This window comes from Micromonospora sp. LHW51205, assembly GCF_003315815.1.
Taxonomy (GTDB): domain Bacteria; phylum Actinomycetota; class Actinomycetes; order Mycobacteriales; family Micromonosporaceae; genus Micromonospora; species Micromonospora chalcea.
Genome location: NZ_QMEZ01000001.1, coordinates 869,163 through 884,104, shown reverse-complemented (window position 1 = coordinate 884,104; position 14,942 = coordinate 869,163). Strand labels below are relative to the sequence as shown.

Genomic DNA, 14,942 nt, shown 5'->3' with positions numbered 1-14,942 from the left:
GCCTCCAGAGGAACGTCCGTTTATTGACGCCCATCTTTGGAGCTTAGTGCCCTAGATCGCAATAGGGAGCAAGGAAATTTTCATCGACGCCCATCGTTCGCCCAGGTGGCGCGTCGTTTGCGGATCAGCGGAGCGCGCTCGGGTCCATCGCCCAGCGGAACGGCTCGGTGACACTGAGCGTCTCACCCGCCTTGGCCACCGCGTCCTCGACGTAGTGCGCGCCGTCGAGCCGGTGCAGCCGCAGCGAGTGGCTGTCGCCGTCCTGCTCGTGCGAGCTGTAGGGCTCCAAGGGAGCTGCGCTCACCGACCTCACCTCCGCTCCGGCGCCTCGTCCGATCAGTCTCACACTCTATGAGACTCGGCCGGTCGAACGACACGGCTCGGGCCGGTAGGCTCCCCGCCCATGCCCCTGATCGACGGCCTCACCACGCTCTGGGACACGCTGACGAGCGCCCAGCCGGACCCGCCGCCGCTGCTGGTGGTGCTCACCGCCGTGGTCGCGCTCGCCGTGGTCGCCACCCGGCTGCCGTGGCGGATCGCCCGGAACGCGGTCACCATCGCGCACGAGGGCGGCCACGCGCTCGTCGCGCTGCTCACCGGCCGCCGGCTGCACGGCATCCGGCTGCACTCGGACACCTCCGGGCTGACGCTCTCCGCCGGCCGCCCCACCGGGCCCGGGATGATCCTCACGCTGCTCGCCGGGTACGTCGCGCCGTCGCTGCTCGGCCTCGGCGGCGCGTGGCTGCTGGCCGGGAACCGGATCACGCTGCTGCTGTGGCTGGCGGTGGCGCTGCTGCTCGCCATGCTGGTGATGATCCGCAACCTGTTCGGCGTGCTCTCGCTGCTTGTCACCGGCGGGGTGGTGCTCGCCGTCTCCTGGTACACCTCGCCCGAGGTGCAGGCCGCGTTCGCCTGGACGTCGGTCTGGTTCCTGCTGCTCGGCGGCGTACGACCGGTGTTCGAGCTGCACCGGCAACGCGCCCGGGGCCGGATGCCGCAGTCCGACGCCGACCAGCTCGCCCGGCTCACGCCGTTCCCGGCGCTGTTCTGGGTGGGCGTGTTCCTGCTGGTGAGCGTGGGCGCGCTGGTGGTCGGCGCGCTGCTGCTGGCCGGTCCGATCCTGGCCGACGCGGGGCTCACCGCCTGACAAGCGGCGTATCCGGCGGGCGAGGCCACATAGGGGCAGAATCGGACCCGTGCGATATGTGATCATCGGAGCGGGCGCGGTCGGCGGCACCATCGGCGTACTCCTGGCCGACGCCGGCCACGACGTGACGCTCGTGGCCCGCGGCGCGCATCTGGACGCGCTGCGGGAGCGGGGTCTGACGCTGCGCACGCCGGAGCGGGAGGTCACCGGCCGGCTGCCGGCGGTGGCCGGGCCGGACGGCCCGCCCCTGCCGGCCGACACCGTGCTGGTGCTCACCGTGAAGTCGCAGGACACCGTGGCGGCGCTGACGGCGTGGGCGGACGCGCCGGTCGAGGGCGGCGGAACGGCGGGCGAACGGCTGCCGGTCGTGCTGGCCCAGAACGGCGTGGCGAACGAGCCGGCCGCGCTGCGGCGCTTCGCCCGCGTACACCCGGTGTGCGTGTGGCTGCCCGCCACCCACCTGGAACCGGGCCTGGTGGTCGCCAACGGGCATCCGCACCCGGGCATGCTGCACATCGGCCGCTACCCGAGCGGCGCCGACGACACCAGCCGGGCGGTCGCCGCCGACCTGACCTCCGCCGGGTTCGTCGCGCCGGTGCGCGACGACGTGATGCGCTGGAAGTACGGCAAGCTGCTCGCCAACCTCGGCAACGGCCTCCAGGCGCTGCTCGGCCGGGACGTGCCCGAAGCCCTGTCGAAGCGGGTACGCGCCGAGGGCGAGGCGGCGCTCGCCGCCGCCGGCATCGCGCACACCACAGTCGAGGAGGAGGCCGCCGAGCGCGGTGACCTGGTGTCGCACCGGCCCGTCGGCGGCGAGGAGCGCTCCGGCGGTTCCACCTGGCAGAGCCTGGCCCGGGGCGCGGGCTCGGTCGAGACCGACCACCTCAACGGCGAGATCGTGCTGCTCGGGCGCCTGCACGGCGTACCCACCCCGGCCAACGCGGTGGTGCAGACCGCCGTCCGCCGGGCCGTCCGCGACCGGATCCCGGCCGGCGGCTTCCCGCTCGGCGAACTCGAGAAAATGATCGGCTGAGCGGGCAACCGCACCAGGCACGCCAGGCGTGTCCCCTGCGACCGTCACTCGGGAGGTAGCAGGTGCCGGACGTCGACGGATTCGACGAGTTCTACCGGGGCAGCCGACAGCGGCTGCTCGGCTTCGTCTACGTGCTCACCGGCGACCTCGCCGAGGCGCAGGACGCCGTGCAGGAGGCGTACATCCGGGCCTGGCAGCGGTGGTCCACAGTGCGCGGATACGACGACCCGGAGGCATGGGTGCGGGTGGTGGCGAGCCGGATCGCGGTGAGCCGCTGGCGCAGCCTGCGCAGCCGGGCGCGCGCCTATCTGCGCCATGGCGCCGAGGAGAGCATGCCGGCGCCGAGCACCGACACGGTCGAGGTGGTGGCCGCGTTGCGGCGGCTGCCCGAGGAACAACGCGTCGCTCTCGCGCTGTACTACCTGCTCGGCATGCCGGTCGCCGAGGTGGCCCGGGAGACCGATGCCCCGGTCGGCACCGTCAAGGCCCGGCTGTCCCGGGGCCGAGCCGCCCTGGCCGAACTGCTCGCGGTAGTGGATCTGGAGGAGCCCGCCGATGCGTGACGACGACCTGGCGTTCATCGACGTGATGCAGCGGGACCTGCGCAACGTCCGCTGGGCGGAACCGGCCGAGCTGCGGGCACGTGCCCGGCGCCGCAGCCGCCGCACGGTGGCCGCCGCGGCGGTGGCGGTGCTCGCACTCACCTCCGGGGCCGCGTTCGTGGCCTCCGGGCGTGCCGCCTCACCGGCGCGGGCCCCGGTCGCCGCCAATCCGTCGGCGACACCGTGGAGCGCCACGGAGGTGCCCGCCGAGGCGCTGCTGCAACCGTCCGACGTGCGGCCGGCCGGCACCACGCCGTGGAACGACTCCGGCCTCGACGAGGAGATCCAGCTGGACAAGATGCTGGAGGTCTGCCGGCAGGAGCAGGGCCTGCGGACGGAGTGGGTGAAGTCCCGCTACTCGCGGTCGGTGACCCTCCTGCGTAAGCGGCCGGGCGCCGGTGACCAGTCGGCCCCGCAGGCGGTGGTCCTGCAGGATGTGCACCGGCTGGCGCCGCAGGACGGCGAGCGGCTCTTCGACGAGCTGCCCGCGCTGCTCGCGCCCTGCCGCACGTGGCGGTTCACCGGTCCGGTGGAGTTGAAGGGCAAGCGGGTCCAGGCGGAGGTCGTCCACTCCTGGCAGACGGTCGACAGCGGCTTCGCCGGCGACGAGTCGGTGCTCGTGCGGCACGCCGTCGGGCAGGGCCGGCGGCTGGACACCGGGGCGCGGCTCGGTGACGGGACCCCGCCGAAGGAGCAGGTGGTGGTGCGGGTCGGTGACCTCGTCACGGTGCTGAGCACCGGACCGGGCGGCGACGAGGTGACACTGCGGGACCTGGCCCGGGTCGCGGCCGAGCGGCTGTGCCGCGCCACGAACCCGGGCTGCTGACGCCGGTGCCCCCGCCACCGAGGCGGCGGGGGCACCCGACGTACTACAGCGGGATGTTGCCGTGCTTCTTCGGCGGCAGCGTCTCGCGCTTGGTCCGCAGCACCCGCAGCGCCCGCACGATCTGCACGCGCGTCTCGTGCGGCGGGATCACGCCGTCCACGTAGCCGCGCTCGGCGGCGATGTACGGGTTGGCGAGCGTGTCCTCGTACTCGGCGATCTTCTCGGCCCGGACCGCGGCCGGGTCCTCGGCGTTCGCCAGCTCCGAGCGGTAGAGGATGTTCACCGCGCCCTGCGCGCCCATCACCGCGATCTGTGCGGTCGGCCAGGCGAAGTTCAGGTCCGCGCCGAGGTGCTTGGAGCCCATCACGTCGTACGCGCCGCCGTACGCCTTGCGGGTGATGACTGTGACCTTCGGGACGGTGGCCTCGGCGTACGCGTAGATGAGCTTCGCGCCGCGCCGGATGATACCGTCCCACTCCTGGCCGGTGCCGGGCAGGAAGCCGGGCACGTCCACGAAGGTGAGCACCGGGATGTTGAACGCGTCGCAGGTGCGTACGAACCGGGCCGCCTTCTCCGACGCGGCGATGTCGAGTGTGCCGGCGAACTGCATCGGCTGGTTCGCCACCACGCCCACCGGGCGCCCCTCGACGCGACCGAAACCGACCACCATGTTCTGCGCGTACAGCGGCTGCACCTCGAGGAACTCTCCGTCGTCGAGCACGTGCTCGATGACCCGGTGCATGTCGTACGGCTGGTTGGCCGAGTCCGGGATCAGCGTGTCCAGCTCCCGGTCCTCATCCGTGACGTCGAGGATCGCGGGCGCGTCGAACACCGGCGGCTCGTCCAGGTTGTTCGACGGCAGGTACGACAGCAGCGCCTTGACGTACTCGATCGCGTCCTCCTCGTCGGTGCCGAGGTAGTGCGCGTTGCCGCTGCGGGTGTTGTGGGTACGGGCGCCGCCCAGCTCCTCCATGCCGACGTCCTCGCCGGTGACCGTCTTGATCACGTCGGGGCCGGTGATGAACATGTGCGAGGTCTGGTCGACCATGACGGTGAAGTCGGTGACCGCCGGGGAGTAGACGGCGCCGCCCGCGCACGGGCCCATGATCAGCGAGATCTGCGGGATGACGCCGCTGGCCCGCACGTTGCGGAAGAAGATCTCGCCGTAGAGCCCGAGGGACGTGACGCCCTCCTGGATCCGCGCGCCGCCGGAGTCGTTGATGCCGACGACCGGGCACCCGATCTTCATGGCGAGGTCCATCAGCTTGACGATCTTCTCGCCGAAGACCTCGCCGAGGGAGCCGCCGAAGACGGTGAAGTCCTGCGAGAAGACGCAGACCTGCCGGCCGTCCACGGTGCCGTAGCCGGTCACCACGCCGTCCCCGTACGGGCGGGTCTTCTCCAGCCCGAAGTTGGTCGAGCGGTGCCGGGCGAACTCGTCCAGCTCGACGAACGATCCCTCGTCGAGGAGCATCTCGATCCGCTCGCGGGCGGTCTTCTTGCCCCGCGCGTGCTGCTTCTCGACCGCGCGTGCCGACCCGGCGTGCACCGCCTCGTCGAGCCGTCGCTCCAGGTCCGCCAGCTTGCCGGCGGTCGTGTGGATGTTGAACCCGGTCTCGGTAGTCACCCGTGGAATATAACGATGGTTCAGGTGTCTGAGGCTGTGCAGTACGCCTCATCCGGGCCGTAGGCTGGCGTGATGCCCGGCTCGCCGTACACGGATCTGGACCGACCGCCGCTCTCCGCGGCCCGGCTGCGGCGCGCGCTGGTCGCGCCGAACGGGCCCTGGCGACGCTTGGAGTTGCTGGCCGAGACCGGCTCGACGAACGCCGACACGGTGGCCGCGGCGCGGGGCGGCGAGCCGGAGGGCCTGGTGGTGGTCGCCGAGCGGCAGACCTCCGGCCGGGGCCGTCGGGGCCGTGTCTGGCAGTCGCCGCCGCGCGCCGGTCTCGCCACGAGCGTGCTGCTGCGGCCCGGCGAGGCGGTCCCCGAGCGCGGCTGGGCGCCGGTGCCGGTCACCGGGTACGGGTGGCTGCCGCTGCTCGCCGGTGTCGCGCTGGTCGAGGCGGTACGCCTGCTGGCCGAGCTGGACGCGCGGCTGAAGTGGCCCAACGACCTGCTGGTGGACGGCGCGAAGTGCGCCGGCGTGCTGGCCGAGGCGGTGCCGGGGGAGAACGACAGGCCGCCCGCGATCGTGGTCGGTGTGGGGCTGAACGTGACGCTGCGCGCCGACGAGCTGCCGGAGAACCCGACCGGGCTGCCCGCCACCTCGCTCCAGCTCGCCGGCGCCACCGCCACCGACCGGGACCCGCTGCTGCGGGCGCTGCTGCGCTCGCTCGCCGACTGGTACGAGCGCTGGCGTGACGCCGGAGGTGATGCGGAGGCCAGTGGGCTGCGCGAGGCGTACCTGGCCGGGTGCGCCACCATCGGTCGCCAGGTGCGGGTGTTGCTGCCCGACGGCAGCGAGGCGCACGGCACCGCGACCGGGGTGGACGCCGACGGGCAGCTCCTGGTGGAGACGAATGCCGAGACGCTGCGGCTGGCCGCGGGAGACGTGCTGCACCTGCGGTGAAAGGAAGGGCCCCCTCTTAACGCCTCCGGTAGAGGAAGGGCCCCCTCTTAACAACCACGGGCAGCCGCCCGCGCGGCCGATGCCGACGGGATGCGCCGACCGGTTACGGTCAGCGCGTCCTGTTCTGCGAGGAGGTTCCCCCGTGGCGTTCCCCGAAGACGTGCTCACCGAGGACGAGCACGTCGTGTTGCACCTGCACCCGCACTGGAAGGCCCTGATCCGGCCGGTCCTGGTGCTCGTGCTCGCCGTCGCGGCGGTCGTCGCCGGCTGGATTCTGCTGCCCGACGGCAGCGGCGGCACCATCGCGCTCTACGCCCTCGCGGTGGTCGCCCTGGCGCTGGTGCTGTGGCTGGCTCTGTGGCCGTTCCTGGTCTGGCGCACCACGCACTACCTGTTCACAAACGAGCGCGTCCTGCTCCAGCAGGGGGTGCTGTCGCGCAACCGGCGGGACCTGCCGTTGACCCGGATCAACGACCACGCCATGAACCAGCGCTTCGTGGAGCGGCTGCTCGGCTGCGGCACGCTGACCATCGAGTCGGCGGGTGAGCGCGGCCAGTCGGTGCTGCACGACGTGCCGGGCGTGGACCGGGTGCAGACGAAGCTGTACGAGCTGGTCGAGGCGCACCACGACAAGCACAGCCTGGGCGACGACGAGATGCGCGAGATCCTCGCCGACATGGCCGAGGGCAAGTCCCTGCGCGACCAGCCCTGACCGCGCCGCCGACCGAAGAGGGCCGGCACCCCCGGAAACGGAGGTGCCGGCCCTCTTCGTCGGTCAGCGGCGCGCGCGGCGGGGCTGGAGTTCGGCGGCGAATTCGGCGTCCAGGTCGGCGCCGAGCGCGCCGCCGAGCCCGGCGTCAGCAGGTGCCGGACGGCCCCGGGGCGGCGCGTAGTCGGGTCGCCCGGCGCCCGGGGGAGGTTCCTCCTCCTCCAGCTCGCTCACCGACTCGGCCAGCTCGGCCACCGGGTCCATCTCGGCGACGTTGTCCCACTCGTCACGCGGCACCGAGTGCCAGGTCTCCTCGGCGTGCTTGGGCACCGGCTGGAAGACGAACGTGCGGTAGGACCAGAAGCGGAACAGCGTCGCCAGCAGGACACCGATGGTCTTGGCGACGTTCAGCGCCAGCAGTCCGTGTACGCCGAGGCCGTACTTGGCCAGGGCCAGGACGCCGAGTTCGATGACCAGGCCGGCGCCGTTGAAAAGGAAGAACAGGACGTATTCCCGCCGGAGTGCCGATTTCGGCCGATCCCGGTACGTCCAGTGACGATTCATCAGATACGACGTGATCGTGGCGACAATCGTCGCGATCACAGTCGCTTTCAGCTGACCGTCGCGGAAAACCGTGAGTGCCAGGGCATTGAACACCGCGTAATTGATGACGGTGTTGATGCCGCCGACGATGCCGAATTTGAGCGCCTCGTGGATGAACTTCTGCCAGCGCTCGGGCAGCAGACGGACTCCAGGCATGCGGAACACCTTAGGCAGTGGGCTGGGCCGGCTCGGCCCGGCGGGTCGGGATGGGCGGTTCGTCACGCCCCGGACTCTCGGTCGTGGCTCGTTGCCGGAACGGGTGGTGTTCCCGCGTCGACGAAGACGAACCGTCGGTACGACCAGAACCGGAAGAGCGTCCCGAGGCCGGTGCCGACGATGAAGCTGGCGATGTTGTCGGCCAGCGGGGTCTGGAACACCGCCGGCCAGACCGCGCCCAGCCCGTAGTGGCTGACCGCGAGACTTGCCACCGCGATACCGAGACCGACCGCGTTGAAGAAGAAGAACAGCGCGTACTCCCGGGCCGGGTTGGAGCGCTGCCGGTGCCGCCAGGTCCAGAACCGGTTGCCGAGGAAGGCGACGGTCGCCGCGATCACCGTGGAGATGGTCTTCGCGGCGAGCGGCGGCATGTCCCGGCCGCTGGACAGGAAGTTGAAGAGGACGAAGTCGACCACGAAGGCGAAGCCGCCGACGGTGGCGAACTTGCTCAACTCGTGGATCAGGTGACCGAAACGGTCGAGTAGTGCTCCGATCGGACCCCGACGGGTCTGCGGAGCCCCCGGTTGGTCCCCGGTCATCGTCGCGGCCACCCGCCGAGAGTACCGGTTGTGGGGTACACGGGCGGACCGCAACGGCGAGTCGGCCACGACGGCTTCGTCGTGGCCCTCGCGGCCGGGCCGCCCGGGTCGGGGATCTGTCGCCCGTTCTCGATGTCCGTGAGCAGAGGGTAACCCGCTGTGTGAATCTGTGGAGCCCATCACGGAATCGTCTTTCACGACATGTTCGTACGCTTCCCCGCGATCGGGCGTCGCGGTCACTCCGGGGGCGGAGCGGGCCGTCGAAGGTTCACCGCAGGATTTGCGTGAAACTGCGCGCGAAAGCGGGTATCAGATCGTGAAGCCGCAGCGTGGCCGTACCTTGTGCAGTTCTTCACAACCAGTCCCACTGACTGGCGAGGCAGTCCGGTTTACGCTGAGCCCAATCCCAGGTTTCCACGAGGCGGCGTACTTGCCCGCCAGAACTCGTGCACCCCATAGATCGGTCAGCGTCGACCACAAGGAGAAGTGACATGGTTGCTCCGGCTGCTGTTCGGGGTATCGATCAGGCCCCGACGTCCCACCCCAAGCTGCTGGCCTGGGTACGTGAGGTCGCGGAACTGACCACCCCCGACCGCGTGGTCTGGGTGGACGGGTCTGATGAGGAGTGGCGCCGCCTCACCGACGAGCTCGTCTCAAACGGCACCCTCATCCGGCTGAATCCCGAGAAGAAGCCCAACTCGTTCTACGCGCGTACCGACCCCACGGACGTCGCCCGGGTGGAGGAGCGCACCTTCATCTGCTCCGTCGACGAGGCGGACGCCGGCCCCACCAACAACTGGATGGCGCCGGCCGAGATGAAGCGGACGATGACGGAGCTGTACCGCGGCAGCATGCGCGGGCGCACCATGTACGTCATCCCGTTCTGCATGGGTCCGATCGAGGCCGAGAACCCCATGTTCGGCGTCGAGATCACCGACAGCCCGTACGTGGTCGCCTCCATGCGGATCATGACCCGGATGGGGTCGGCGATCCTGGAGGCGATGGGCGACGACGCCGACTTCGTGCACGCGCTGCACTCGATCGGCGCGCCGCTGGCCCCGGGTCAGCAGGACGTGGCCTGGCCGTGCAACGAGACGAAGTACATCTCGCACTTCCCGGAGACCCGGGAGATCTGGTCCTTCGGCTCCGGCTACGGCGGCAACTCGCTGCTGGGCAAGAAGTGCTACTCGCTGCGTATCGCCAGCGTGATGGGGCGCGACGAGGGCTGGCTGGCCGAGCACATGCTGATCCTCAAGATCACCTCGCCGGAGGGCAAGGTCTACCACATCGCCGGCGCCTTCCCGTCCGCCTGTGGCAAGACCAACCTCGCCATGCTGGAGCCGACCATCCCGGGCTGGAAGGTCGAGACCATCGGCGACGACATCGCCTGGATGCGGTTCGGCCAGGACGGCCGCCTCTACGCGATCAACCCGGAGTACGGCCTGTTCGGTGTCGCCCCCGGCACCGACTGGAAGACCAACGCCAACGCCATGCGGACGCTGGACCGCGGCAACTCCATCTTCACCAACGTGGCGCTGACCGACGACGGCGACATCTGGTGGGAGGGCATGGGTGAGCCGCCGGCGCACCTGATCGACTGGAAGGGCAACGACTGGACGCCGGAGAGCGAGAACCTCTCCTCGCACGCGAACAGCCGCTTCTGCACCCCGATCACCCAGTGCCCGATCCTGGCCGACGACTACTACGACCCGAACGGCGTGCCGATCGACGCGATCCTGTTCGGCGGCCGTCGGCGGGACACCATCCCGCTGGTCACCGAGGCCCGCGACTGGGTGCACGGCGTCTACATGGGCGCCACGCTCTCCTCGGAGACCACCGCCGCCGCCTCCGGCGCGGTCGGCGTGGTGCGTCGTGACCCGATGGCCATGCTGCCGTTCATCGGTTACAACGCCGGCGACTACTTCCGGCACTGGATCGAGATGGGCAAGGGCGCGGACGGCGACGAGGCCAAGCTGCCCAAGATCTACTACGTCAACTGGTTCCGCAAGGACGCCGAGGGCAACTTCCTCTGGCCGGGCTTCGGCGAGAACTCCCGCGTGCTCAAGTGGGTCATCGAGCGGTTGGAGGGCCGGGCCGAGGCGGTGGAGACGCCGATCGGCATGGTCCCGGCGCAGGACGCGCTCGACGTCGAGGGTCTGGACATGACCCCGGAGGACGTCCGGATCGCGCTGAAGGTCGACGCGGACGAGTGGCGCAACGAGCTGCCGCTGGTCACCGAGTGGTTCGAGAAGTTCGGGGACAAGCTCCCCGGCGTGCTCTGGGCCGAGCTGGACGCGCTGCGCGCCCGCCTCGACGCGGAGCCGCAGAAGTAACAGGTGTGCCTGTTGCCTGCGCCGGGCAACATCGGATGCCATGAGGACGGCCGCTGAACCTGTCGAGGTCCGGCGGCCGTCCGCCGTCCGGGCGCTGACCACGCTGCTCGCCGTGACCGCGGCGGCCACCGTCGTGGTCGAGTTGCTCAACTACTGGTACGCCCCGGAGCAGGAGTTCGGTCTGGCCGTACGCACCGGCTGGGCGATGCTCCGATCGCTCGGCTTCCTGCTGCTGATCGGGCAGGTGAACAAGGGCCGGGTGGGCGCCCGGCCGTTCGGGCTGATCCTGGCGGTGACCACGATCTTCGCGGTCGGGCGGCTGATCGTGCCCCGGCAGGGGGTGCCCGCGCTGCCCGGCCTGGTCGGGTTCGCCGTGCTCACCGCGCTCTGCGTCGCCGTGGTGGTGCTGCTCTACCGTTCCGAGGCGATCCGCGCGCACCTGGTCCGGCACCGCAAGGGCCTGGTCGTCGAGGGCGGGACGATCGCCTGGCGGGAGATGACGCCGAAGCGTCCACAGGCGAACGGCTGGCTGCTCACCGCCCGCGTCGCGGCGTTCACCTACAGTCCGCTGATGCTCGTGCCCGCGCTGGTGGCGACGGGTGCCGTGCTGGACGGGCGGCTGGCCGCCGTACCGGCATTGATCTTCTGGTTCGGCGCCGGCATCGCGGTCAGCTACGCCGTCCTGTTCTGCACCGCGTTCCTGCTGCGCGACAAGGCGTGGGCGCGGAAGGGCCTGGTGGCCGTCACCCTCGGCGTCCTCGCGATCGACCTGCCCCTGTGCTGGTGGCTGCTCGGCGCCGACGGCCTGATCCGCGACGGCGCCCCGCTGGTCACGGCGGCAGCCCTCTGCGTCTGGTCGCTGTACCGGGCCACCCGGTCCCGTTGATGCCCGGGGTGGGGGCCGGCAGGGGAGGATGAGGGGGTGTGGGACGTCGTGGTGGTGGGGGCGGGGCCGGCGGGAGCGGCCGCCGCGCTCGGCGCACGACGGGCCGGGGCGGCGCGGGTGCTGCTGCTGGACCGGTCCGACTTCCCCCGCGACAAGGCGTGCGGGGACGGCATCGCCGCGCACGCGCTGGACGTCCTCGACGAGCTGGGCGTGACCGGGGCCGTCGACGGCTACCCGCCCCTGCCCGCGCTGCGCCTGGTAGCACCCGGTGGCGGCACCGTCGCCCGGACGCTGCCCCGGCCCGCGTACACGGTGCCCCGCCAGGTGTTCGACGCACGCCTGGTGGCGGCGGCGGTGGCGGCCGGCGCGGAGTTGCGGCGGCACACCGTACGCCGGGTGGAGATCGCTCCCGACCGGGTGGTGCTCGACGGTGAGCTGTCCGCGCGGGCGCTGGTCGGCGCGGACGGCGCCGGTTCGGTGGTCCGGCGCGCGCTCGGGCACCCGGTCAACCCGGACCGGCACCTGGCGCTCGCCATCCGGGGCTACGCGCCGGCCCCGCCCGGGCCGCCCGAACAGCTCATCGTCACCTCGGCGGCGCGCTGGCCCGCGTACGCCTGGGTCTTTCCGATCGGTGACGGTCGCGCGAACGTCGGGTACGGGGAGGTGCTGCGCGGCGAGCCGCTCAGCCGCGCGCACCTGCTGGACCGGATGGCCGCGCTGCTGCCCGGAGTCGACCCGGCCACGGTGACCGGCCTGCGCGCGCACCACCTGCCGCTGTCCACCCACCGGCCGGCGCCCGGGCGGGGCCGGGTGGTGCTGGCCGGGGACGCGCTGTCGCTGATCAACCCGTTCACCGGCGAGGGCATCTTCTACGCGCTGCGCTCGGGGGCGCTGGCCGGCGCGGCGGCGGCCGGCAGTCCGGCCGAGGCCGCCCGGGGGTACGCCGCCGCGCTGCGCGCCCGGCTCGGCACCCACCTGCGGCACAGCTCGGCGGCGGCCTGGCTGGCGCGTCGGCGCTGGGTGGTCGACGCGGTGGTCGGCGCGGCCGGGCGCGACGAGCGGGTCTACCGCACCGTGGTGGAGCTGGGGCTCGGCGACGGGCGGCTGGACGCCCGCACGCTCGCGGCAATCGCCGCTGAGGTGCCGCGACCGCGCCGGACCGGCTCGCCGTCGGCTGATACGCCACCGAGACACTGATCTTTCTCACGGGTCGCTACCCTGCAAGGTGATGACTCTGCGGAAACTCCTCTACTCCGTGTACGAGCGCCGGCTGACGGCGAAGCTCGCGGGCAAGCCCGTACCCGCGCATGTCGGCGTGATGTGCGACGGCAACCGCAGATGGGCCCGGGAGATGGGCTTCGTCGACCCGAACGACGGCCACCGGATGGGCGCCGAGCGGATCAAGGAGCTGCTCCGCTGGTGCGACGCGGCCGGTGTCGGGCACGTCACGCTGTGGCTGCTCTCCACCGACAACCTCTCCCGCCCGGCCGCCGAGCTGGACCCACTGCTCCAGATCATCGAGGACCTCACCACGGAGCTGGCCGAGGAGGGCAACCCCTGGCGGCTGCGGATGGTCGGCGCGCTCGACGTGTTGCCGGCGCAGCACGCCGCCGCGCTCAAGGCCGCCGAGGAACGCACCCGGGACCGCGACGGCGGGGCTCAGGTCAACATCGCGGTCGGGTACGGCGGGCGGCGCGAGATCGCCGACGCGGTCCGCTCGCTGCTGGCGGAGCACGCCGCGAACGGCGGCACGCTCGAGGAGCTGGCCACCTCGCTCGACGTCGACCACATCTCCGAGCACCTCTACACCAAGGGGCTGCCGGACCCGGATCTGATCATCCGGACCAGTGGCGAGCAGCGACTCTCCGGTTTCATGCTCTGGCAGAGCGCGCACTCGGAGTTCTACTTCTGCGAGCTGAACTGGCCCGACTTCCGCAAGGTCGACTTCCTGCGTGCCCTGCGCTCCTACGCTACCCGCCAGCGCCGATTCGGCACCTGACCCCCCGCCTCCCCGTCGATCTTGCACTTCCGGCCCCGCGTGCGCGGCTTTCGTCCCCGTTTGTCGGGGCGGCAAGTGCAAGATCGACGCGGAAGAGCGGGGTCAGGTCAGGTGGCGCAGGGCGTCGGTGAGGAACTCGGCCAGGGCGGCGGGGGAGTCCAGGGTCAGGTCGGCGGCGTCGGCCACCTCGTGCCCGGTCTCCGGGTTGGCCACGGCGACGCAGACCCCGAGGAAGCCGGGGTCGGCGGCGGCGCGGGCGCGCAGCGCGGCGAACGCCTTGATGTCGGAGACGTCGTCACCGAAGTACCAGGCGCCGCCGGCGTCCCGGACCGTCTCGCCGATCACCATGCCCTTGTCCCGGTCGACGGGGGGCTTGAGTTCCAGCACCATCCGGCCCGGCTGGGCGCGCAGGCCAAGCCGCTCGGCCTGGGCGCGGCCCCACTCCTGCACCAGCTCACCGAGCTGCGGGGCGGTACGCCAGTGCAGCGCGACGGAGAGCCGCTTGTACTCGACCAGCGCGCCCGGCGGCAGCTCGGCGCGGGCCTGCTCGGCCAGCTCGGACATGGTGGGCACCCACGGCAGAGCGGCCGGCTCGGTGACCGTCTCACCGCCGGAGTGGCTGTGCTCCAGGCCGTACAGCCCGTACAGGTCGATCCCGGCGAGGCCGCCGAGGTGGTCGCGGAGGAAGTCCACCGGCCGGGCGGAGACGATGGCGATCCGCCGCACGTGCGGGGCGAGCGCCTCCAGCGCGGTGAGCACGTTGGGCGCGGGCCGGACGGCCGTGGGGTCGTCGTCGACCGGCGCCAACGTGCCGTCGAAGTCGAAGAAGAGAACGACGTCCCGTGCGCGATCGGCGGTCGCACGCCAGGCGTGCTCCGCGTTCAACGGGGTCTTCGGCTGCTGGTTGCCCAGATTCAACGGCGGCACGCGCGTCAGCGTACCCCGCGCCGGGCGGCGTATTCGTGGCCGAGATGTGACGTGGGAACGTCGTGGGGATCAGCGTTCGGCGGCTCCCCGTCCCCGGCGCCCGAACGGCACCACTGCCGCCTCCTGCCCGTGGCTGAGCAGGTAGCCCTCCACGAAGCCGGTGTTGCGGTCGCCGGTGTGCGCCTCGATCTCGTTCAGCCGCGCCACCAGGAACTCGGTGAGCGCGCTGACCCGGTCGTTGAGACGATCGTGCAGCTCGGCGACGACGGCGAGGATCACCGCGGTGCCGGCCGTGGTGAGCGCGAAGAGGTTGACGACCAGGGGAAGCTGCCCGCCGTCCAGTACGCCGACCACCACGTTGCCGGTCACGCACGATGTCAGCGACACCACCGCGACCACGACTGCCAACCATTTCAGGGTCATGGACAGACCCCTCCTTCTGTCCCGCAGGGCTGGGTTCGGCTGTGTCCCGTCCCCCCGCCGATGACGAGCCCCTAGCAGTACAAACGTGGACGCTAGCGGGTCCGATCCGTCCCCGAGGCGAAACGAT

The 14,942-nt window shown here is 71.6% G+C and carries 16 protein-coding genes; 10 read left to right on the top strand and 6 right to left on the bottom strand.

Going from position 1 to position 14,942, the window contains the following annotated elements; genetic code table 11:
• Positions 1-124: 124 nt before the first annotated feature.
• Complete coding sequence (locus tag DQE82_RS04070) at positions 125-304, bottom strand: hypothetical protein (protein WP_233514584.1); 180 nt, start codon at positions 302-304, stop codon at positions 125-127.
• 99 nt (positions 305-403) lie between these two features.
• Between DQE82_RS04070 and DQE82_RS04065 the strand changes: the two genes are divergently transcribed.
• From DQE82_RS04065 to DQE82_RS04050, 4 genes are all read left to right on the top strand, one after another.
• A complete protein-coding gene (locus DQE82_RS04065; RefSeq protein WP_069087140.1) occupies positions 404-1,147 on the top strand; it encodes a M50 family metallopeptidase in 744 nt (247 codons plus the stop codon).
• A gap of 49 nt (positions 1,148-1,196) precedes the next feature.
• A complete protein-coding gene (locus DQE82_RS04060; RefSeq protein ID WP_113972041.1) occupies positions 1,197-2,180 on the top strand; it encodes a ketopantoate reductase family protein in 984 nt (327 codons plus the stop codon).
• 62 nt (positions 2,181-2,242) lie between these two features.
• A complete protein-coding gene (locus DQE82_RS04055) occupies positions 2,243-2,743 on the top strand; it encodes a SigE family RNA polymerase sigma factor (RefSeq protein ID WP_113972040.1) in 501 nt (166 codons plus the stop codon).
• Positions 2,736-3,608: a hypothetical protein gene (locus DQE82_RS04050; RefSeq protein WP_069087138.1), complete on the top strand. Its 873-nt coding sequence runs from the start codon at positions 2,736-2,738 to the stop codon at positions 3,606-3,608. Before DQE82_RS04055 ends, DQE82_RS04050 begins: the two co-directional genes overlap by 8 nt.
• A 43-nt stretch (positions 3,609-3,651) precedes the next feature.
• Here the strand turns inward: DQE82_RS04050 and DQE82_RS04045 are convergent, their stop codons facing one another.
• A complete protein-coding gene (locus DQE82_RS04045) occupies positions 3,652-5,235 on the bottom strand; it encodes an acyl-CoA carboxylase subunit beta (RefSeq protein ID WP_043326650.1) in 1,584 nt (527 codons plus the stop codon).
• Between the two features lie 72 nt (positions 5,236-5,307).
• Between DQE82_RS04045 and DQE82_RS04040 the strand changes: the two genes are divergently transcribed.
• Positions 5,308-6,180, top strand: a complete 873-nt coding sequence (locus tag DQE82_RS04040) for a biotin--[acetyl-CoA-carboxylase] ligase (protein WP_043330645.1) — start codon at positions 5,308-5,310, stop codon at positions 6,178-6,180.
• A 142-nt stretch (positions 6,181-6,322) separates the two neighbouring features.
• The gene (locus DQE82_RS04035; protein WP_043326648.1) at positions 6,323-6,892 is read left to right on the top strand and encodes a PH domain-containing protein; all 570 of its coding nucleotides are present in this window, start codon (positions 6,323-6,325) and stop codon (positions 6,890-6,892) included.
• Between the two features lie 63 nt (positions 6,893-6,955).
• On the opposite strand, the gene DQE82_RS04030 is transcribed toward DQE82_RS04035, so the two are convergent.
• Complete coding sequence (locus DQE82_RS04030) at positions 6,956-7,648, bottom strand: GtrA family protein (RefSeq protein ID WP_043326646.1); 693 nt, start codon at positions 7,646-7,648, stop codon at positions 6,956-6,958.
• A 62-nt stretch (positions 7,649-7,710) separates the two neighbouring features.
• Positions 7,711-8,247 carry a GtrA family protein gene (locus DQE82_RS04025; protein ID WP_043330644.1) on the bottom strand — a complete coding sequence of 179 codons (537 nt, stop codon included), beginning with the start codon at positions 8,245-8,247 and terminating at the stop codon, positions 7,711-7,713.
• A 491-nt stretch (positions 8,248-8,738) separates the two neighbouring features.
• Here DQE82_RS04025 and DQE82_RS04020 point away from each other — a divergent pair, with 491 nt between their 5' ends.
• The 4 genes from DQE82_RS04020 to DQE82_RS04005 are packed head-to-tail and all read left to right on the top strand — an operon-like array spanning position 8,739 to position 13,465.
• Positions 8,739-10,580 carry a phosphoenolpyruvate carboxykinase (GTP) gene (locus tag DQE82_RS04020; RefSeq protein ID WP_113972039.1) on the top strand — a complete coding sequence of 614 codons (1,842 nt, stop codon included), beginning with the start codon at positions 8,739-8,741 and terminating at the stop codon, positions 10,578-10,580.
• A 40-nt stretch (positions 10,581-10,620) separates the two neighbouring features.
• A complete protein-coding gene (locus tag DQE82_RS04015; protein WP_113972038.1) occupies positions 10,621-11,466 on the top strand; it encodes a hypothetical protein in 846 nt (281 codons plus the stop codon).
• A gap of 36 nt (positions 11,467-11,502) precedes the next feature.
• On the top strand, positions 11,503-12,663 hold the full coding sequence (locus DQE82_RS04010; RefSeq protein WP_043326640.1) for a geranylgeranyl reductase family protein: 1,161 nt from the start codon (positions 11,503-11,505) through the stop codon (positions 12,661-12,663).
• Positions 12,664-12,694: 31 nt separating this feature from the next.
• On the top strand, positions 12,695-13,465 hold the full coding sequence (locus tag DQE82_RS04005) for an isoprenyl transferase (protein ID WP_043326637.1): 771 nt from the start codon (positions 12,695-12,697) through the stop codon (positions 13,463-13,465).
• Positions 13,466-13,567: 102 nt separating this feature from the next.
• Here the strand turns inward: DQE82_RS04005 and otsB are convergent, their stop codons facing one another.
• The gene (gene otsB, locus DQE82_RS04000) at positions 13,568-14,392 is read right to left on the bottom strand and encodes a trehalose-phosphatase (RefSeq protein WP_043326635.1); all 825 of its coding nucleotides are present in this window, start codon (positions 14,390-14,392) and stop codon (positions 13,568-13,570) included.
• 69 nt (positions 14,393-14,461) lie between these two features.
• A complete protein-coding gene (locus DQE82_RS03995; RefSeq protein WP_013284062.1) occupies positions 14,462-14,815 on the bottom strand; it encodes a hypothetical protein in 354 nt (117 codons plus the stop codon).
• Positions 14,816-14,942 lie beyond the last annotated feature (127 nt).

Coding starts and splice junctions, on each gene's coding strand:
- DQE82_RS03995 (WP_013284062.1), bottom strand. CDS start 14,815: ATGACCCTGAAATGGTTGGCAGTCGTGGTCGCGGTGGTGTCGCTGACA.
- DQE82_RS04025 (WP_043330644.1), bottom strand. CDS start 8,247: ATGACCGGGGACCAACCGGGGGCTCCGCAGACCCGTCGGGGTCCGATC.
- DQE82_RS04030 (WP_043326646.1), bottom strand. CDS start 7,648: ATGCCTGGAGTCCGTCTGCTGCCCGAGCGCTGGCAGAAGTTCATCCAC.
- DQE82_RS04050 (WP_069087138.1), top strand. CDS start 2,736: ATGCGTGACGACGACCTGGCGTTCATCGACGTGATGCAGCGGGACCTG.
- DQE82_RS04020 (WP_113972039.1), top strand. CDS start 8,739: ATGGTTGCTCCGGCTGCTGTTCGGGGTATCGATCAGGCCCCGACGTCC.
- DQE82_RS04065 (WP_069087140.1), top strand. CDS start 404: ATGCCCCTGATCGACGGCCTCACCACGCTCTGGGACACGCTGACGAGC.
- DQE82_RS04040 (WP_043330645.1), top strand. CDS start 5,308: ATGCCCGGCTCGCCGTACACGGATCTGGACCGACCGCCGCTCTCCGCG.
- DQE82_RS04005 (WP_043326637.1), top strand. CDS start 12,695: ATGACTCTGCGGAAACTCCTCTACTCCGTGTACGAGCGCCGGCTGACG.
- DQE82_RS04015 (WP_113972038.1), top strand. CDS start 10,621: ATGAGGACGGCCGCTGAACCTGTCGAGGTCCGGCGGCCGTCCGCCGTC.